Source organism: Pseudarthrobacter sp. NPDC080039 (assembly GCF_040702335.1).
Classification (GTDB): Bacteria; Actinomycetota; Actinomycetes; order Actinomycetales; family Micrococcaceae; genus Arthrobacter; species Arthrobacter enclensis_A.
Map to the genome: position 1 here is coordinate 308,027 of NZ_JBFBKY010000003.1, position 19,385 is coordinate 327,411.

Here is a 19,385-nt window from a genome sequence, read left to right on the forward strand (position 1 = left end):
TCACCTAGGGAAATATTTCGTCACGAAACGCCGGACGGCCTTGAAGAACCCACCCTGCTGTGCATCGGCCGGAGCCTGGTTATGGGGTGGGGAGGGCACCTCCGGAGCGGGCGCCACGGTCATCTGGTTCAGGGTGGCGACGGCGGCGTCGTACCTGTCCAGCGCAATCTCGGCGAGTACCGGGGACGGCAGCAGGGGTTCGGTGACAACGTCGGCACCCGCCTTGGCCAGCTGGTCGTGGAAGAAGCCCGGCGCCAGGAGGTACGAGGCAACCACCACGCGCCCGCCGACGTCGACCGCTCCGGCGGACTCCCCCGCACCGGCACCTCCGGCGAGCTCCTCGCGGAGCATGGCGACGGCGTCGGGCACGGACGGCTGGGCGGAGGCACCATAGGCTGCCACCATCCGGTTGGACCGGAGCCGCTGAAGCTGGCCCAGCAGTTCCTCGACACTGACGGCAGCGTTGGGATTGGACGAACCCGCGGCAGCCAGGACAATCACGTCGTTGTCCGTGGTGCCGGCCTCGCGCAGCCGCTGGTCCAGGAGTTTGGCAAGACGCGGGTCGGGGCCGAGCGGCGCGGCGGCGGCACTGCCCGGCCGGCTCTTCACGGCTCGTGCGATGTCCACCTTCACGTGGTAGCCCACGCTCAGCAGGAGCGGAACAACGACGGCGGCCTCCCCCTCCGGCAGGCCTGCCACCACGTCCACCAGGTCAGGCTGCTGGACGTCAACATAGGCTTCGCGGACGTCAAGCCCGGGGCGCAGTTCCGCAATGGCGGCCCGCAGGGCGTTGACCTCGGCAGCTCCTTGTGTGTTCGACGTCCCATGGGCGCAGGCGATCATGATGGGGCTGTTCATAGGGGCTAGCGTAACGTTGGAGCCGCCCTGTCCGCGCTCTTTGAAATACCCGGGACGCCCTATGACATTCGCCTTTGACAACTCCCCGGTGTGGCTGGATCTGCTGGGCGTGTTCTTCTTTGCCGTCTCGGGCTCGCTGCTGGCGGCGCGGAAGCAGATCGACATCGTCGGATCCCTGCTCCTGGCATCGCTGGTGGGCCTGGGCGGCGGCGTGATCCGCGATGTCATCCTCGTCATCGTTCCGGCGGCCTTCACCAACCCCGCGTACCTGGCACCCCCGCTACTGGCCACGGTCCTGGTGTTCTTCCTGTTCTCCAGCGTCCAGCGGTACACGTCCCTGCTGATCCTCTTCGACGCCGCAGGCCTGGCCCTGTTCTGCATGACTGGCACGCTCAAGGCCCTGGCCACCGGACTGAACCCTGTGGCATCGGTGCTGCTGGGCGTGACCACGGCCGTGGGCGGCGGGCTGCTGCGCGACATCACGGCCAACGAGGTTCCGGAGCTGTTCAACCCAAAAGACATCTATGCGCTGCCGGCGTTCCTGGGTTCCTCCCTGACCGCGGTGCTGTGGGTCCTGGGCGTGTTCAACGTGCTGACCGCCGCGGGAATCGCCGCCGTGGTTTTCACGTTCCGGGTCCTGGCATGGCGCCGGTCCTGGCAGGCGCCCCTGGCCGTCCGGGGCTGGCACCGGCGGGCCACCGATTCGGGGCTCTGAGAGTTATCCTGCCTGTCATTTTGGGGTGGTCCTGATTGGCTAGGATATGAGCATGACTGACATGTTCCTCGAGAAGTTCAAAGCGCTTGTTCCGAAGTATCTCGAGGATGAATGGCAGGAAGCGGACGGCCTGACCCCCGAGGAACTGGACAAGGCCCTTGCCGACCACCAGTTCCAGATCCCCCTGGTTTTGCGCGAGTTCTACCTGGCCCTGGGCGGCTGCGAGGACCTCATGGAGGCGTACCACTACTTCTGGGACCCCGAGGAGCTCGAAGTCGATGACGAGGGCTTCCTCATGTTCCTCGAGGATGAAGAGGAACAGTTCACCTGGGGCTTCCGCGTAGGCGACCTCAGCGTCCCGGACCCCATCGTGTACCGACGCAACAATGCCCGCGGCCAGTGGAAGTCAGAGGAAGGCACCTTCTCGGAGTTCGTCTTCGACATGTTCGAGTGGGCGTTCGAGGACGAAGAGGAAGAGTAGGCCTCGCCTACCCGGAATGCGTCACTTTCGGGCCTGCTGATTCCCGCGCCCACTGAGTTTGCACGGGCGCCGGCCCAGCAGCAGTACGTAAGCTACGCATTCCGGTCACGCCTCCGGCCGCACACCGGCAGGAACCTGTCCGCTTCGCCAGAGTTCCAGCACTGCCATCACCTCAGCCACCATGGACTCGGGCGCGTAAACAACATCTCGTAGTAGTACCGCAGCACCAAGTAGCCGCCCAGAATGCTGCGGTTGTTGCGCCGTTGGTCCCGCTTGACGGATTTTGGCTCAAAATGGGTGGCGCCATCAGTCTCGACGACAATCAGGTCCTCCACCAGGAAGTCCACCTCACCAACCCCGGGTATCACCACATGCCGTTTAACCCGCAATCCTGCACGAATGAAATGCGTGTTCGCGAGGACCTCCAGCAGTGAATCGGCCCGTGGAATAACCAGGTCGAGGGTGGAACGCACCCGCCCGTTGCGGCGGCCGCAGCATTTTGAATAGAGGAAGTCCAACGAGATACTGCCGCTTCCCACAGCTGATTGCACCATGACAAGAGCCTCGAATGCCGGCAGACAGTGCAGAGCATGGAGCAGGACATCTGCAAGGCCAACCACGGGGAGCCAACTGTGAGCGGGATGCTTTGGACGGCCGTGGTCGGTCAGGCCCGGCGTTTTGGTCGGATGGCTGCGGCAAAGGTGTACTGACGTAGCCTCAGTGAGCGTCCAGAGTTGGTAGACCGGCGCCGCGGACAGGCATGTGAGCCGGCCGCCCGCCGACAGGGCGGGAGTGAGAATGCCTCCCTCCGGCGCTCCATAGATGCCCCGCCGGATTCTGGTGACCAGACCGAGCTCCACGGCCTGCCTCACCCCCGCGCGGCTGAAACCTGCTTTCCTCAGGTCCCCGGACCGGGCCACTCCCCCGCGCCGCCGCAGGTAATCGGTGATGTCCATTCGTCGATGGTGGCCTGCTGAGCGCGCAACCGCCGGTGGAGGGCGGTTGTATGTGGATACTTCGGCCTCGTCGCCAACCGGAATGCGTTACTTATGCGCTTCTTCTGCGACCGGCAAGCCGTAAGCAGGCGTGTTTGGGAATTCCGGCGCCCAAAAGTCACGCATTCCGAACGAGCCCCGCATCGCATGCCCCACGACAGCCGCATGCCCAGCGGGAAAAGCCGATGACATCTCCGGTAAAAAGCGACTTGCATATTGTGACAAAGCTGTCATAAGCTATTCACGGATCCGCTAAACGCCTCCGGCGGGTCTGATGCGAACGGAGAGATAGCCCCGGTTCACAGCAACTTCGGATGCTGGGAACCGGGGCTATCCCGTTAAAGCAGGAAGCCCGGCGCCGGGTGGCAAACTCACACCAGCGGCACCGGGGCTCCTGCCTGAAAATCAGCTGGCGCGGTCCACCACTGCCCGCGCGAAGTTGGACAAGGACTCCTTGACCACGCCATCGGGCAGCGGCGCCAGGGCGGCGATGGCCTCGTCGGCCCACTGCCGCGCCACTACCCAGGACTCGGCGGTGACCGGATGCTCGCGCAGGCCTGCGACGGCGGCAGCCAGGGCTTCGTCGGAGGACAGGTCGCCGTCGATGAGCGTCAAAAGGTCGACGGCGGACTGGTCGCCATCCTCGGCGGCCTTGCGCAGGAGCAGCACCGGCAGGGTGGGCACCCCTTCGCGGAGGTCCGTCCCCGGCGACTTGCCGGACTTGACCTTGACGCCGGTGACATCAATGACGTCGTCGGCGAGCTGGAACGCCACGCCCACCTTCTCCCCGTACTCCACCAGCACGTCCTCATAGGCGGCGTCGGCCCCGGAGAAGATGGCACCGAACTGTCCTGAGGCCGCCACCAGCGAGCCGGTCTTGTCAGCGATAACCGACAGGTAGTGCGCCACCGGATCCTCGCCGGGGCGCGGGCCGACGGTCTCGTGCAGCTGGCCCAGGCAGAGCCGTTCGAAGGTGCGGGCCTGGATGCCGAGCGCGCGGCCGCCCAGCTCTGAGACCAGGATGGAGGCGCGGGCAAAGATCAGGTCACCGGTAAGGACAGCCACCGAGTTGCCCCACACCTCGTGCGCCGTGGGCGCTCCGCGGCGCAGCGGGGCGGAGTCCATGACGTCATCGTGGTAAAGGGTAGCCAGGTGGGTCAGTTCCACAACGACGGCGGCCTGCACCACGGCGGGCAGCGACGCATCACCGAGGTGGGCGCAGAGCAGGGTCAGCAGCGGCCGGATACGCTTGCCCCCGGCTTCCACCAGATGGCGCGACGTTGCGTCAGCCAGGGGATCCGAGTTGGCGATGGCTTCGCGGAGTTTCTTCTCCACCTTGGCCAGGTTGGTGGTGATGGCCGGGCCCAGCTCGGCATCCCCCGCGATGGCCGCAAAGCCTGCCGGCAGCTGGAGTCCGGTGGCGATGGCCGTGGTGTTGAGGCTGGGTTCGGAGTCCGGCAGGCCGTGCCCGGCGTGCGTCCAGCTGTGGTCTGCGGATTTGGTCACGGGTTAACCCTAACTTTTTGTTGCGGATACCGCTGGTTCGGAGCTGGCGGGGTATTGGATGTGGCTGGAACCAGCGCTTCCAGGACGCGGATCACCCGGTCCTCGAAGCCCTTCGCGGCGGGGTCCGTGAGATTGGCGAGGAGCCGGACCACGAACCTCATCAGCACCGGAATCGGCATGCCGGTCCGGAGGGCCAGTTTCATGACGGCGGGCTTCCCGATCAGCGCGGCGAAGGCCCGGCCCAGGGTGAAGTGCGATCCCCACTGGCCCCGCACGTAGTCCGCGTACCTCGACAGGTGAGCGTCGGCGTCGTACGCCCCGCCCGAAGCAGCCAAGCGCGAGGAGGCGTCGATGATGAATTCCGCGGCGAAGCGCGCCGATTCCATGGCATAGGAGATGCCCTCGCCGTTGAACGGGGAGACCATGCCGCCGGCGTCGCCGAGCAGCAGCAGGCCGGGAGCGTAGTGCGGGGTGCGGTTGAAGCCCATGGGCAGGGCCGCGCCGCGGATCTCGCCCACCTGGTTCTCCGGCGTGAAGCCCCACTCGGCGGGCATCCCGGCGGTCCACTCGCGCAGGACCTGTTTGTAGTCGAGCTTGCCGAATTCCCTGGAGGAGTTCAGGATGCCCAGGCCCACGTTGGAGGTGCCGTCGCCCACGCCGAACACCCAGCCGTAGCCGGGCAGCAGCTTCCCGTCGCGGCCGGGAAGCTCCAGCCAGCCTTCCATCCAGTCGTCATCGGTCCGCGGCGAGGTGAAGTAGGTGCGGACGGCGACGCCGAGGGGGCGGTCGTCACGCTTCTGGATCCCAAGGGACACGGCGGTGCGGGTGGAGTTGCCGTCGGCAGCGAGGACGACGTCGGCAGGAAACTCGCGCGTCTCCCCCGTCTTGCGTCCGGACCCGTCAAGGAGCGCTGCGCGGACCCCGGTGACGCGGCCGGCGTCGTTCCGGAGGGCATCGGTGACGCTGTGCCGCTCGAGGACGGTGGCGCCGGCAGCCTCAGCGTGCCGCGCCAGTTCCTCGTCAAAGCCCAGCCGGGTCCGGATGAGCCCGTACTGCGGAAAATCGGACACCTCGGGCCAGGGCAGCTCGATGGTGCGGCCGCCGGCGATCAGGCGCAGGCCCTTGTTCCGCCGCCAGCCGTCGTTCTCGGGGTGCGGCAGGCCCAGCTTCTGGATCTCGCGGACGGCGCGCGGGGTCAGCCCGTCGCCGCACACCTTCTCGCGCGGAAACGAGGTCTTCTCCAGGACCGTGACGTCGATGCCGGCCTTGGCCAAGTAGTACGCGGCGGTGGATCCGGCCGGCCCCGCGCCGACAATCAGTACCTTCACAGGTCAGCGGACGATATTGCGGCGCAGCTTGGCCACCGGGCCCTTGTGCGCGGCGATGGCGGCAGCGGCGCCGTTGGATGCGGAATCCGCGGGCTTGAACGCACGGTGGACGGCCACGATGCCGCCGGTAAGGTTGCGGTACGTGACGTTCTCCCAGCCGCTCTCCTGCAGCCATGCGGCCAGGTGGTCCTGGTCCGGCCAGGCCCGGATGGACTCGGCGAGGTAGACGTAGGCGTCCGGGTTGGAGGCCACTTTGGTGGCGATCGCGGGCAGCGCGCGCATCAGGTATTCGGTGTACATGGTGCGCCACAGCGGAACCACGGGCTGCGAGAACTCGGCGATGACCACACGGCCGCCGGGCTTGGTGACGCGCAGCATCTCCTTCAGCGCCTTCTTGGGCTCGTTCACGTTACGCAGGCCAAACGAGATGGTGCTGGCGTCAAAGGTGTTGTCCGCGAAGGGGAGGTTGGTGGCATCCCCCGCGACGAAGTTGATGTCGGGGCGGCGGCGCTTGCCCACCTTGAGCATGCCCAGGGAGAAATCGCAGGCGACCACGTCTATGCCGGCATCGGCATACGGCTCGCTGGAGGTGCCGGTTCCGGCCGCCAGATCCAGGACCCGCTGGCCCTTGGAAACTTCCATGGCGTCCACCACGATCTTCCGCCAGCGGCGGGTCTGCCCCAGGGACAGGACATCGTTGACGACGTCGTATTTCGGTGCGACGTCGTCAAACATCGTGGCTACTTCGTCCGGACGCTTATCCAAGGATGCTCGGTTCACCATGACATTGTCTCAAATGTTCGGCAGCCTGCTGACCAGCCCTGCTTCACGGCGGAGGCACCGTGCGGGCGTGCCGGAGGCACAGGGAAGGCCGCGGTGTACGCGGGAGTAGTGTTGTCTCATCATGACGAGCACGTTCCGCACCCTGACGGTCCCCCTGGATGGCAAAGCATTCCCCGGGGGACTGCCTTCGTTTCTGGTCCGGGACGATGTCCTCTGCTGGACGCGCCGCGAAGCCGGACTGGCGGGTTTCGGCGAGATCGCACGCTTCACCTCCACGGGGCCCGACCGGTTCCTGGAGGCCGACATCTGGTGGCGGCACCTGGTCCTCGAAGCCGAGGTGGCGGACTCCGTGGAGCTGCCCGGCACCGGACCGGTCGCTTTCGGCTCCTTTGCCTTCTCAAAGACCTCCGCCCACGAGTCGCGGCTGATCGTGCCGGAGATCGTGGTGGGCGTGCGGGACAACCAGGCGTGGCTTACCCAGTTGACGTTCGACGGCGGGCCGCTCACCGGAGAGAGCGCCCACGCGGCATTGGACCGCTGGCTGGGCGGCGGTTCCGCGACTGCCCGGGCCGTGGAAGGCACGACGGCGGCAGCGGACTCCGCCGGGGACGCTTCCCTGGGTGACGTGGCCGGCCAGGCAGGCGGCGCCGTCGTCCGCCCCCTTCCGCTGGCTGCCGGCGCAACGCTGCATACAGGCTCGCTGAGCGAGGAAGCCTGGATGGAGGCCGTTGCCGCGGGTGTTGCCGAGATCCGCACGGGCGCCCTGGAGAAACTGGTGCTGGCCCGGGACGTGGTGGCAACTATTCCTTCCGGCGTACATGCCGCAGACGTGCTGCGCGAGCTCGCCGCCAGGTACCGGGAATGCTGGACCTATGGCGTGGACGGACTGGTGGGGGCAACCCCAGAGATGCTGATCCAGGTGGAAGGGCGCACCGCCCAGGCCCGAGTTTTGGCCGGCACCCTGGACCGCCGGGACGCGCATGGCGAGGACGGGCCGCCGATGGACTACGCAACGCGCGTGCTGGCCGGCTCGGAAAAGCAGCGGCACGAACATGAGATCGCCATCCAGTCGCTGACAAAGCAGCTGGCGCCGTTCTCGGAGGCGATGAATGCCCACGATGAGCCCTTCATCCTGGAGCTGCCCAACGTGTGGCACCTGGCGTCCGATGTCAAGGCCGAACTCACCGAGGTGGAAGGCCACGTCCCCACCTGCCTGGCCCTGATCAACGCCCTGCATCCCACCGCCGCAGTCTGCGGTACCCCCACGCTGGTGGCCGGCGAACTGATTCGCAAGCTGGAGCATCTGGACCGCGGCCCCTACGCCGGACCTGTGGGCTGGCTGGACGCTGCAGGAAACGGTGAGTGGGGCATTGCGCTGCGCGGTGCCGTGATCGAAGCTGCAGACACCGTACGGCTGTATGCCGGCTGCGGCATCGTGGATGGCTCCCAGCCGGAGGCTGAACTGGCGGAGACATGGGCCAAGTTCCGGCCGATGCTCGAGTCCCTGGGCATCAGCAGCTGACGTTCCTTTCCCGCCCGAATGGGTAAGAAGTCCGGGATGCCAGACAAGTCCGTCGCGGAAGGGGTTGATTTTCACCCCACTACAGTTATCCAATAGTGAAACTTAGTTGCGTGTGACGTACCTCTCTTGTTGAGCGTTACACTATAAGCCGCGTTAGTACCTCATAGCCCCTGCAACAAAAGGTAAGAAATGCAGACTCCCCGTACCCTCCTGGGCACCACCAAGCTGACCGCCGCCACTATGATCGCCATCAGCGCCCTGGCCCTCTCAGCGTGCACCAACGCCTCGGAAACGGGTCCCTCCAGCGCGGCCTCCTCATCGGCCAGCGCCAGCACCAGTTTTGATCCCACCACGGTCAAGAAGGACGACGCCCTGGCCGCCATGGTGCCGGACGCCATCAAGTCCAAGGGCACCATCACCGTTGGCTCCGACACCAGCTACGCCCCCGCCGAATTCCTCGGTCCGGACGGCCAGACTCCTGTCGGCTACGACGTTGACATCGCCAAGGCCATCGGCGCCACCCTGGGCCTGAAGGTACAGGTCCAGACCGCGGAGTTCACCGGCATCCTCCCGGCACTGGGCCCCAAATACGATCTGGGCATCTCCTCCTTCACCATCAACCCGGAGCGCCTGGGCGCAGTGAACATGGTCAGCTACTTCAACGCGGGCACCGCTTGGGCCGTGAAGAAGGGCAACCCCAACAAGTTCTCCCTGGACGACGTGTGCGGCAAGTCCATCGGCGTGCAGACCGGCACCGTCCAGGAAGACCCGGACCTGGCCGACCGGAACAAGAAGTGCGTTGCTGACGGCAAGAAGCCGATCGACATCGTCACCCTGAAGAACCAGACGGATGTCACCACCCGCCTGGTGAACGGCAGCATCGACGCCATGGCCGCCGACTCCCCCATCATCGGCTACGCACTGACCCAGACCAACGGCCAGCTTGAGAAGCTGGGCGACGTCTACGACTCCGCTCCGCAGGGCATTGCCGTGGCCAAGGCTGACACCGCCTGGGCAGACGTCATCCAGAAGACCGTCACCAAGCTGATGCAGGACGGCTCCTACAAGAAGATCCTGGACGGCTGGGGCAACTCCGAGGGCGCCATCAGCAAGTCCGAGGTCAACCCGGCGGTTAAGTCTTGAGTTTTCGCGTTACCGACGACAAGTCAGGCGTGCACATGGAACACCAACATCGGGATACACCGGTACTGAACAACCCAGTACCGGTGCGCCACCCCGGCCGGTGGGTCAGCGCCATCATCATCCTTCTGCTGGTTGCAGGATTCCTGCAAAGCCTGTTCACCAACCCCAACTTCCGCTGGGATGTTGTGGGCACCTACATCCTGGACGTAAAAGTCGTCCAGGGTGTGGGGTGGACCCTCCTGCTGACGGTCGCGTCCATGGTGCTGGCCATCGTCCTCGCCATCCTGCTGGCCGTCATGCGGCAGTCCGACAACCCGGTGTTCCGCTGGACCAGCTGGGTGTGGGTGTGGTTCTTCCGCGGCACGCCTGTCTACACGCAGCTCGTGTTCTGGGGCCTGGTGACGGTTCTCTACCCTGCCATTACCCTGGGCATCCCGTTTGGACCGGAACTCTTCAGCTACGCACTGTCGGATCCCAGCAAGGGGCTGATCCCTGCGATCCTCGGCCTGGGCCTCAACGAATCCGCCTACCTCGCGGAGATTTTCCGGGCCGGCCTCAAGTCCGTGGACAAGGGCCAGCAGGAAGCCGCCGAGGCGCTGGGCATGTCCAAGGGCAAGATCATGTGGCGGATCATCCTGCCGCAGGCCATGCGGATCATCGTTCCGCCCACCGGCAACGAAACCATTGGCATGCTGAAGACCACCTCGCTGGTCCTCGCGGTTCCGTTCACGTTGGACCTGACGTTCGCCACCAACGCCCTTGCGAACCGCATCTACCTCCCCATTCCGCTGCTGATCGTTGCGGCATTCTGGTACCTCCTGGTTACCAGCGTCCTGATGGTCGGCCAGCATTACCTTGAGGCCTACTACGGCAAGGGCGTGGACAACGCCGCCCCCGCAGCGGTGAACCCGGCTGCGGCGAAGGCCGCAGGTGCCGGCGCCGACGCGCACCGCTCAATGAAGACGGACTTCCCCGAGGAGAGTGCACGATGACGATCACAGCAGTAAAGCCGCTGGTGAAGATCGAAGGCCTCCACAAGTACTACGGGCACCACCATGTGCTCCGGGGCATCGACATGACCGTCAACCAGGGCGAGGTGTCGGTGGTGATCGGACCTTCGGGTTCCGGCAAGTCCACCATGTTGCGCTGCGTGAACCTCCTGGAAACCATCAGCGCCGGCCGGATCTCGGTAGGCGGCCAGCTGATCGGCTACCGCGAGGTCAACGGCAAGCTCCACGACCTGAAGACCAAGGAGATCGCCGCCCAGCGCCGCGAGATCGGCATGGTCTTCCAGCGCTTCAACCTGTTCCCGCACAAGACCGCGCTGCAGAACGTCATGGAAGCACCCGTGCACGTGAAGGGCCAGTCCAAGTCCGAGGCGCAGAAGCGTGCCCTCGAGCTGCTGGACCGGGTGGGGCTCGGCGACCGTGCCGGACACTACCCCTCCCAGCTCTCGGGCGGCCAGCAGCAGCGGGTTGCCATCGCCCGGGCGTTGGCCATGGAGCCGGAGCTCATGCTCTTCGACGAGCCCACCTCGGCGCTCGATCCGGAGCTGGTGGGCGATGTCCTGAACGTGATGAAGGACCTGGCAAAGTCGGGCATGACCATGATCGTGGTGACCCACGAGATCGGCTTCGCCCGTGAAGTCGGCGATACCCTGACCTTCATGGACGGCGGTGTGGTGGTGGAGTCGGGCGATCCGCGCGAGATCATCGCCAACCCGCAGCACGCACGCACCAAGGAGTTCCTAAGCCGCGTGCTCTGACGCGGTTCCACAGTTTCGACGCGCAAATGCCCTGTCGCTGCCGGTATTCCGGCAGCGACAGGGCATTTCCGCGTCATGGGGAATTTTGCGCGTCGTTGCTACTGGCCGGAGAGCACGGCCTCCACGGCGGCGGACACGGCATCCTTTATCCTGGCGTGCAACTGCCGCAGCGACCGGCGGTCCGTGCGGACCTCCACGATGCTGCGCCCCTGGATGGGGCGGGCCAGCGCCTCGGCGAGTCCCGCCGTCGTACTTACCAGGGAATGTCCGACGCCGTACGCTGCGGCGAGTGCCGCGATGTCCACGGAGTGCGGGGTGCCAAAGAGTCGCTCGACGGCGTCCCCGTAGTGTCCGCCTTCTTCCACTCCCCCGTGTTCGAGCAGCCCGAAGATGGCGCCCCCGGCATCGTTGAGGACCACGATGCGCAGGTCCGGCTGTTCCTCCCCCGTGCCGAGGAGGAGGCCGCCGGCGTCGTGCAGGAAGGTGACATCGCCCATCAGGGCGGTGGTCTCCTGCCGTCCGCCCAGCGCGATGCCGGTGGCGGTGGAAATGGTGCCGTCGATCCCGGCCAGGCCCCGGTTGGCATAGACGGTGGCGGCGGGATCCGGGGCGGGCAGGCCCGCGAGGTCTACATCGCGGATGCCGTTGGAGGAACCCAGCAGCAGCTGGCCGCGGGCATTTCTCCAGACCAGGGAAGCAACCGAAGGCCCGGTGGCGGCGGCCTCGGCGGATACCACCTGGTCCAGCGCATGCTGCGCGGCAGATCCGGCCAGGAGCCACGTGTCCAGCCACTCGGAGGTGCCGCGTCCGGCAAAATCCGCGAGGTCGGCGAGGTTTTCCAGCGGCAGTTCGGTGCGGCGGCCGGCCTCGTACCAGGCGACGGGAACCGGCTGGTACAGCGCTACCTCAACATCGGCGCGGGCCAGGAGGTGGGCCACGGGCCGGGACAGTGTGGGCCGCCCGAACAGCACCACGCGTTCGATCGGCTGCGGCGAGTCCGGCCCAAAATGCTCCAGGAGCAGCCGGTACGGGCCTACCGCGTTTGGGCCGAAGCGGGAATTGGAGGACGGTTCGGCCAGCAGAGGGAGGTTATGGGCGCGGGCGAACGCTTCGGCGACCGGGCCGGCATCATGCCCTGCCAGCACCACGGTCCGCCGTTCCGGCAGGGTCTCCGGTGCCGGCGGGAGGTTCATGACCAGCGCTTCGGCGCCCACCCGGTAATGCTGCCGCTCCACGGCCTCCGGCAGGCCCTCTTCCGCCGAAGGAACCAGCGGGTCACGGAACGCGAGGTTCAGCTGGACCGGGCCCGGAGGCAGGTCGGGGAACGCGCCCGTGGCCGCGGAAAGTCCGGTTTGGATGGCGCGCTCGGGACTGCTCCCGGCGGGAACATCCGCGGCGAACCTCACCTGCTCGCCGAACAGGTCCGGCTGCACCGTGGTTTGGTTGGCGCCCGTCCCCCGCAGTTCCTCAGGCCGGTCCGCAGACAGGACGATCAGCGGGACGGCGGCGTGGTTCGCCTCCATCACGGCAGGCATCAGGTTCCCGACGGCGGTCCCTGACGTGGTGACGACGGCCACCGGGGAGCCGGTGGACAGGGCAAGGCCCAGCGCCGTGAAGCCTGCGGACCGCTCATCGATCCGGACCAGCAGGTCCACCCGGCCGGCGGCGGACGCCTCGGCCAGTGCGTAGGCCATGGGGGCCGATCGCGAACCCGGCGATACCACCACGTGCCGCACGCCGCCGTCGAGCAGGACTTCGACGGCGATCCGCGCTGCAGCAAGCGCCCTCAACTCAGGCGCGGCGCCGGCAGGTTCGGTGGAGCTTCCGGGCACGGTGTCGGCGGAGGTGTCCGGTGCAGGTTCGTTCGGCAAAGTCACCCAACCAGTCTGCCACCCTCCAACGCCCCATCACTTCCTGCACCAAAATCCGAAACGCCCCATCACCTTCTGCCGGAAGAAGGCCGGAAGGTGATGGGGCGTTTACGGAAAAGCAGCCAAAAGTGATGGCGCGTCCCGGTGGGGAGGGGGTTAGCCGCGGAACACCTGGACCACGGCGGGACGGGGCGCGCGCACCTTGCCGGGTGCCGGCGTCGTGCCTGCCGGGACGTAGTCCGGGAAGAAGGAGTGCGGTGCCTCGAAGGTGCCTTCCTCGCCCGGGTGCTGCACGGAGACGAACACGGTGCGCTCGTCGTCGTGGATGACCGGGCCGCAGGTTTCGGCGTCGCGGGGGACGGAAAGGAACTGCTCCACCTTGCCGCGCTCGGCACCGTCAAGGGTGACCTTGAAGAGGCCGTCGTTGTAACCGATGCCGGAGGGGGCGCCGTCGGTGGAGATCCAGAGGTTGCCCACGGAGTCGAAGGCCACGTTGTCCGGGCAGGAGATGGGCGAGACCTTGTCCGCCGGGTAGCCGGAGAAGTAGGTGACGTCGCCCTGCGCGGGATCGCCGCAGACCATCAGGAGGGTCCAGTTGAACTTGGTGGAGGCCTGATCGCCGGTTTCGGTGATCTCCACGATGTGCCCGTCGCGGTTCTGGGTGCGCGGGTTGACCTCCGTGGCACCTTCCTTAGTGCCGGTACCGCGGTCCGAGTTGTTGGTGCAGACCACGTAGACCTTTCCGGTGTGCAGGCTGGGCTGGACGTCCTCGCAGCGGTCCATCTTGGTGGGGCCCACCTTGTCAGCGGCCAGGCGGGTGTACACCAGGACCTCCTCGACGGACATGCCCGGGACGGCCGACTTACCGCCTACCACCAGAGGCAGCCATTCGCCAGCGCCGTCGAACGCGCCGTCGGAGGGCAGCGCCCCGGTTCCGGTAATCTCGGCCGCCGGTGAATTGCCCGTGAACTTGGCGACGTACAGGTCCCCCTCGGACAGCAGGTTCATGTTGTGCCTGCGGTCGCCCTCGATGTACTTATCCGCCGAGACGAACTTGTAGAGGTAGTCGAACTTCTCGTCGTCGCCCATGTAGGCCACCACGTGACCGGATTCGGCCACGATCACGTTGGCGCCCTCGTGCTTGAAGCGGCCCATCGCGGAGCGCTTCTTGGGCGTTGAGGTGGGGTCGAAGGGGTCGACTTCCACGATCCAGCCGAAGCGGTTGGTTTCGTTTTCGTAGCCGGCGTTGCGGGTGTCGAAGCGGGGATCGTCCAGTTCCCACTTGCGGGCGGTGGGCTTGGCGGTGAGGCCGTAGCGCTTGTCGCTGGCGGAGGTGCCGCCGGCCACGAAGTAGCCGTTGAAGTTTTCCTCGCCGGAGAGGATGGTGCCCCAGGGTGTGGTGCCGCCGGAGCAATTGCCGAACGTGCCTTTGATGGCGCGGCCCGAGGGATCGGCGACAGTTTTGACGAGGGCCGAGCCGGCAACGGGGCCGGTCAATTCGTAGGTGGTGTCGGAGAGGTAGCGGCGGTTCAGCGGGGCGCCCTTGACGTAGCTCCACGGCTTGGTGGTGTTCTTGCGCTCGAGTTCCACCACGGCCAGGCCGTGCGCTGCGCGGCCGATGGCACGGGTTTCGGCGGCGTCATAGCCGGCGGGAACCATGATGTTTTCGTTGGTGTACTCGTGGTTGGTGAACAGCACGGCGCGGCGGCCCTTGCTGCCGGGGATTTCCACAATGTCCGTGTAGTCGTTGTTGTACCCGAACTGGCGCGCCTGGGCTGCCGCTGTCTGGTTGTCCAGGTCGAACTCAGGGGAATCGCTGAACAGCGGGTCACCCCAGCGGATGATGGGCTGCCAGGTGAAGCCCTCCGGCACGGTGAACGCGTCAACGGCCTTGTCCACCGGCTTGATGGCGGTGAACTGCAGCTTGGAGTTGCCGAAGCCTTCCTTGGCGGCCTTGGACAGGCCGGCGGCGGAGGCAGGTTCGTTGGAAGTCACGGCGGAACCGAGGACGACGGCGAGAGCACCGGCGGCGCCCAGGCCCAGGGCGGCGCGGCGGGACAGGGTGGTGGAGGCGATGTCGCGAAAGTAGCTGTTGGAGCTGGTGTTGCAGACCTCGCCGGCGCAGGCGTTGTCGCATTTGAGTGCGCATGTAACGGGGCTGCGCTTGCCCTTGGTATGGCCGAGCATGGGCAGCAGGGTGAATTTGCGGGCAGTTTCAGACATGGGGAACCTTTCAAAGGAATGTCTTTTGGGTGCCCGTTCACCCTTCCAGCCCGTTCCTACCGAAAACCGTCCGTTCGGTGAAGTTACGGTTAACCGCCCGTGACCCGCGGGAACGTGATGGCGCATCCGGGAAAAAGGCACGACAAGTGATGGCGCGTCCGGGGAGACGGGCGCGTGTCAGTGGGTGAGGAGGGCATGGACGCGGCGGAGCCGGTCCAGCCACCAGTCCCGGCGTTCCGCGGGAGCCGCAAACCGCTCAAGCAGCCCGGCGTCGGCGGCAACGTCCCGGAGGCGGATGGCGCCGTCGTCCGCCACCAACGGGTCAAGGGTGATGTCCGATTCGAACAGGGACACCGTTCCCAGGCCGCAGGCGTAAGGCAGTTCGGGAAGGGCGGCAGCGAGCGCCAGGCCGGCGCGGATGCCCACGGACGTGTCCAGGGCGGAGCTCACGACGGCGGGAAGTCCGGCGTGTGCCACGATGTCCAGGGCGCGCCGCACTCCCCCTAGCGGTGCCACCTTCACCACGAGAAGGTCGGCGGCGCCGGCCCGTGCCACCTTGAGGGGGTCGGTTTCCTTGCGGACGCTCTCGTCCGCCGCGATCAGCACGGGTGTCCCGGCGGCCCGCAACAGGGACCGGACCTCTGCCAGACCCTCGATGGACGGGACCGGCTGCTCGGCATACTCGAGCCCCACCGGCGCCAACCGGGTCAGTGACGCCACGGCGCCCGGCACGTCCCAGCCCCCGTTGGCGTCCACACGGATGGCCGCAGCCGGCAGCGCGGCGCGGACCGCATGGACCCGGGCGACGTCGTCGTCCAGCGACTGTCCCTGCTCGGCCACCTTGACCTTCACCGCGTCCACCCGGCCGAACCTGGCCAGCACCTCCGGCACCCGGTCCGCGGAGACGGCGGGCACCGTGGCATTCACGGGAATGCTGTCACGCAGAGGAGCGGGGAAGCCCTGCCACCCTGCCTCGATGGCGGCGGCCAGCCAGCGTGAAGCCTCGGCGTCGCCGTATTCGGGGAACGGGCAAAACTCCCCCCACCCTATTGGCCCGCGGAGCAGGAGGGACTCGCGCTGCATGATGCCGCGGAACTTTACCCTCATGGGCAGGCTCACCACGTGCGCGCCCGCCAGCAGTTCCTCGAGCGGCGGGGCGGGCAAGCCGGGAGCAGGCGGGAGACCGGTGTTGGGCATGCCGTTTACTGTACGCCGGGGACGCCGCCCCTACTCCCGCACCACCCGGATGGTGCCCAGCGACGGATCGGCAGGGTCGGGCAGAACCATGCCCGCCTTCAGCCCCGATTCCAGGTATTCCACGATGGCCTCGTTGATCCGTTCGCCGGGAACAACCACCGGGATACCCGGCGGATACGGGGTGATCTGCTCCGCGGCGATCCGTCCCACAGCCTCCCGCGCCGGCACATCCTCGCGGGGCCCGAAGAAGGCATCCCGCGGGAGGGCCACGGATTCCAGTTCCAGGTCCGACGGCGAGGGCAGGGAAACCTCCGGAGGGGCCGGAAGTGACGGAGCGGCGTCGATGAGCGCGCGCAACGCCGCCAGCAGCCGCTCTGCGGAGGCGTCGTCGTCGGCCATGGACATGGTTGCCATGATGCGGCGGTGGTCACTGAGCCCCATGTCGATCCGGCAGTTTTCCCGCAGCCAGTCCGCCGCCTGGTAGCCGCTGATCCCCAGCCCCGAAAGGTCCATGAGAATCTGCAGCCGGTCCAGGTCGTGCGAGGATTCCTCGGCGAGGAGCTCGTCCTCGAGCACATGGATCCCGGGGAGCCCGTCGATGTCGCTGCGCAGCCTCTTGGCAAGGTCCAGGGCGTTGCCAAGCAGTTCTTTCCCGTGCTGGACCATCTGGCGGCGCCAGCCATCGATGGCCGAGTACAGGATGGCGTTGGGGCTGGTGGTCATCAACAGGTCCGCGCACTGGGACAGGTGCGCGGCGTCCACCAGGTCCCCCTGGAGGTGGTAGACCGACCCCTGCTCAAAACCGGCACCCATCTTGTGCACCGACACCACGCATACGTCAGCGCCGGCGCTCATCGCCCACGTGGGCAGGCCTTTATGGAAGGGCAGGTGTGCGCCCCAGGCCTCATCAACGATCAGGGGTTTCCCGCGGTCGTGGCATATCTTGGCGATGGCGGCGATGTCCGCACACGTGCCGTAGGGTGTGGGGCTGACGATCAGCGCGCCGGCGGCATCCGGATACCGCTCCCACATCTCCTCCACGTCCGCGGGGGACGGCGGGTGGGCAATGTGCAGGTTGGGGTCCCAGCGCGGCCGGATCCAGCGCGGCTGGATGCCGGAGAACACCAGCCCGGCGGTGATGGATTTGTGCGCATCGCGGCTGACCAGCAGATCACCTTTGCCGGCGGCCACGGCGATGACGGCTGCCTTCACCGACAGTGAGCTGCCGCAGGTGGAGAAGAAGGCCTGGTCCGCACCCACGGCATCGGCCATGAGCTGTTCAGCCTTCTTCAAATACCCGCCGGATGACGAGCGGTCGTCCAGTCCTGCCGAGGCAAGGACGTCGGCACGAAAAGTGTCCGGCCCCAGGATGTTCCGGACGCGCGGGTCAGCCCCGCGCCCCTGCCGGTGGCCCGGCGGTGTGAAGCCGTAGCGGTCCAACTTGTGGTAGCTGTCCAGTGCGTCCAGCAACGGCGCTTCGTTGTGGTCCATGGTCACTCACTTTCGGTGGGGGGTCGGTCGGGTTTCGTTGCGCATGCTGCTCGTAAAGGCGGACGACGACGCAGTCCAGCCAGGCGGTCAGGCTCCGGTAAGGGTGGTCCAGACGCCGATGCTGCCGGCCACCAGCATCACTGCCGCCGTGAACCAGCCCAGGGTGGCGGCGAGCCGGCCGTTTTTGTAATCGCCCATGATGGCTTTGTCCCTGGAGATCAGTATGGTGACCACCAGGAACGGGGCCGCAGCGATGCCATTGACGGTGGCGCTGAAAACCAGGAGCCCGATGGGGTCGGTTGAGAAGAAGCTGATGAGGACACCGGCAACCATGCCTACGCCCAGCAGGGCGTAGAACAAGGGGGCGCGCCGGGGGCTGAGGTCAAGGCCCCAGTCCTTGCCCAGCAGGCCGGCGAGTCCGGCTGCGCCGGAGGCGGCCAGCACCGGCACGCCCAGGACGCCCGTGCCGATGAACCCGGCGGCGAACAGGAACGTGGCGGCCGGTCCCACTATCGGTTGCAGGGCTTTGGCCACGTCGGCCGCGGTGTTCACGTCCGTGCCGTCCTTGCCCAGGGTTGCCGCGGTGGCCGCCATGATCGAGAACATCACCAGGACGGAAAAGACCATGCCGATGAAAACGTCCGCCCGCGCTTTCCGCAGGGTATGGGCAGCGGCAGCAGCGTCCGGCCGGTCCTTCAGTCCCACGGCTTCCTCGCCGCCATGTTCCTCCGCCCGCAGTTCCTGCACCCGGTGTGCGCTCTGCCAGAAGAACAGGTAGGGCGAGATGGTGGTGCCCAGGACAGCGACGATCAGGCCCAGGTACTCCGGGGCGAAACTGAATTTCAGTCCCAGCAGGCCCTCCAGCACGTCGGGCCAGTTGACATTGGCAACGAACAGGACCGCCACATACGCAAGCAGCGTGACGCACAGCCATTTGAAGACTTTTGCGATGGCGGCAAACGATCCACTCATGAGCGCAACCGCGATCCCAACCCCGGCGATGGCGCTCCACAGGTGGTCGGGCCCGGCGCCGAGCATCTCCATGCCCTGCCCGATCGCCATCAGGTCCGCCGCCGCGTTGAGGATGTTGCCGACCAGGAGGGCGACGATCAGCACGGCAATCACCACCCGGGGGCGGCGGGAGAACTTGCGCCGGGCCAGCCTGCCCAGGCTCTCGCCGGTGGCCAGCGCCGTGCGGTCGCAGATCTCCTGGACGGCCATCATCATGGGCAGCGTCACCGGCACGGTCCACAGCATTCCGTTGGAAAACGTCGCGCCGGCTTTTGCGTAAGTGGCAATACCCGACGGATCGTCGTCCGCTGCTCCGGTCACCAGTCCGGGACCGAGCAGCGAGCCGAAGCGGCGCAGGCGGGACTTCTGGGGAGGAGGCACTTCCTCAGGCACAACTGCTTTCGACGTCATCCTTATCCTCCCTCATCGGCCTTCAAATACTAAGCAAGCTTAGGATTTAGTAGCCCATAGTAGGGCAAGAAGCTGGGAAGAGGGG

General features: G+C 66.6%; 16 protein-coding genes. 6 read left to right on the forward strand and 10 right to left on the reverse strand.

Annotated features, from left to right (window positions below):
* Positions 1 to 858, reverse strand: coding sequence for a sirohydrochlorin chelatase (locus AB0313_RS05400; RefSeq protein WP_366304088.1), 858 nt, complete (start codon positions 856 to 858; stop codon positions 1 to 3).
* 61 nt (positions 859 to 919) lie between these two features.
* Here AB0313_RS05400 and AB0313_RS05405 point away from each other — a divergent pair, with 61 nt between their 5' ends.
* Together AB0313_RS05405 and AB0313_RS05410 are read left to right on the forward strand one after the other, a co-directional pair.
* Positions 920 to 1,573: a trimeric intracellular cation channel family protein gene (locus AB0313_RS05405; RefSeq protein ID WP_141942942.1), complete on the forward strand. Its 654-nt coding sequence runs from the start codon at positions 920 to 922 to the stop codon at positions 1,571 to 1,573.
* Between the two features lie 52 nt (positions 1,574 to 1,625).
* Positions 1,626 to 2,054, forward strand: coding sequence for a hypothetical protein (locus AB0313_RS05410; protein ID WP_141942944.1), 429 nt, complete (start codon positions 1,626 to 1,628; stop codon positions 2,052 to 2,054).
* Positions 2,055 to 2,221: 167 nt separating this feature from the next.
* Here AB0313_RS05410 and AB0313_RS05415 read toward each other — a convergent pair whose 3' ends face one another.
* From AB0313_RS05415 to AB0313_RS05430, 4 genes are all read right to left on the reverse strand, one after another.
* Positions 2,222 to 3,010: a type IV toxin-antitoxin system AbiEi family antitoxin domain-containing protein gene (locus tag AB0313_RS05415; protein ID WP_366304090.1), complete on the reverse strand. Its 789-nt coding sequence runs from the start codon at positions 3,008 to 3,010 to the stop codon at positions 2,222 to 2,224.
* 444 nt (positions 3,011 to 3,454) lie between these two features.
* A complete protein-coding gene (locus AB0313_RS05420) occupies positions 3,455 to 4,555 on the reverse strand; it encodes a polyprenyl synthetase family protein (protein WP_141942948.1) in 1,101 nt (366 codons plus the stop codon).
* Positions 4,552 to 5,883: a geranylgeranyl reductase family protein gene (locus AB0313_RS05425; RefSeq protein WP_366304092.1), complete on the reverse strand. Its 1,332-nt coding sequence runs from the start codon at positions 5,881 to 5,883 to the stop codon at positions 4,552 to 4,554. Before AB0313_RS05425 ends, AB0313_RS05420 begins: the two co-directional genes overlap by 4 nt.
* Positions 5,884 to 5,886: 3 nt before the next feature.
* Positions 5,887 to 6,663, reverse strand: a complete 777-nt coding sequence (locus tag AB0313_RS05430) for a demethylmenaquinone methyltransferase (RefSeq protein WP_307304882.1) — start codon at positions 6,661 to 6,663, stop codon at positions 5,887 to 5,889.
* 124 nt (positions 6,664 to 6,787) lie between these two features.
* On the opposite strand from AB0313_RS05430, the gene AB0313_RS05435 reads away from it, so the two are divergent.
* From AB0313_RS05435 to AB0313_RS05450, 4 genes are all read left to right on the forward strand, one after another.
* On the forward strand, positions 6,788 to 8,188 hold the full coding sequence (locus AB0313_RS05435; RefSeq protein ID WP_366304094.1) for an isochorismate synthase: 1,401 nt from the start codon (positions 6,788 to 6,790) through the stop codon (positions 8,186 to 8,188).
* Positions 8,189 to 8,377: 189 nt separating this feature from the next.
* Positions 8,378 to 9,331 (forward strand): ABC transporter substrate-binding protein, encoded by a 954-nt coding sequence (locus tag AB0313_RS05440; RefSeq protein WP_141942956.1) that lies wholly within the window; start codon positions 8,378 to 8,380, stop codon positions 9,329 to 9,331.
* A 35-nt stretch (positions 9,332 to 9,366) separates the two neighbouring features.
* On the forward strand, positions 9,367 to 10,323 hold the full coding sequence (locus AB0313_RS05445) for an amino acid ABC transporter permease (RefSeq protein WP_366304097.1): 957 nt from the start codon (positions 9,367 to 9,369) through the stop codon (positions 10,321 to 10,323).
* On the forward strand, positions 10,320 to 11,096 hold the full coding sequence (locus tag AB0313_RS05450; RefSeq protein ID WP_366304099.1) for an amino acid ABC transporter ATP-binding protein: 777 nt from the start codon (positions 10,320 to 10,322) through the stop codon (positions 11,094 to 11,096). Before AB0313_RS05445 ends, AB0313_RS05450 begins: the two co-directional genes overlap by 4 nt.
* A 98-nt stretch (positions 11,097 to 11,194) precedes the next feature.
* Here AB0313_RS05450 and menD read toward each other — a convergent pair whose 3' ends face one another.
* The 5 genes from menD to AB0313_RS05475 form a co-directional block, all read right to left on the reverse strand.
* Positions 11,195 to 12,973, reverse strand: coding sequence for a 2-succinyl-5-enolpyruvyl-6-hydroxy-3-cyclohexene-1-carboxylic-acid synthase (gene menD / locus AB0313_RS05455; RefSeq protein ID WP_366304101.1), 1,779 nt, complete (start codon positions 12,971 to 12,973; stop codon positions 11,195 to 11,197).
* 150 nt (positions 12,974 to 13,123) lie between these two features.
* Positions 13,124 to 15,190 carry a PhoX family phosphatase gene (locus AB0313_RS05460; RefSeq protein ID WP_366304103.1) on the reverse strand — a complete coding sequence of 689 codons (2,067 nt, stop codon included), beginning with the start codon at positions 15,188 to 15,190 and terminating at the stop codon, positions 13,124 to 13,126.
* Positions 15,191 to 15,367: 177 nt separating this feature from the next.
* Positions 15,368 to 16,387 carry an o-succinylbenzoate synthase gene (locus AB0313_RS05465; RefSeq protein ID WP_366304105.1) on the reverse strand — a complete coding sequence of 340 codons (1,020 nt, stop codon included), beginning with the start codon at positions 16,385 to 16,387 and terminating at the stop codon, positions 15,368 to 15,370.
* Between the two features lie 30 nt (positions 16,388 to 16,417).
* The gene (locus AB0313_RS05470; protein ID WP_366304107.1) at positions 16,418 to 17,878 is read right to left on the reverse strand and encodes an ornithine decarboxylase; all 1,461 of its coding nucleotides are present in this window, start codon (positions 17,876 to 17,878) and stop codon (positions 16,418 to 16,420) included.
* Positions 17,879 to 17,965: 87 nt separating this feature from the next.
* The gene (locus tag AB0313_RS05475) at positions 17,966 to 19,300 is read right to left on the reverse strand and encodes an Nramp family divalent metal transporter (RefSeq protein WP_366304109.1); all 1,335 of its coding nucleotides are present in this window, start codon (positions 19,298 to 19,300) and stop codon (positions 17,966 to 17,968) included.
* Positions 19,301 to 19,385 lie beyond the last annotated feature (85 nt).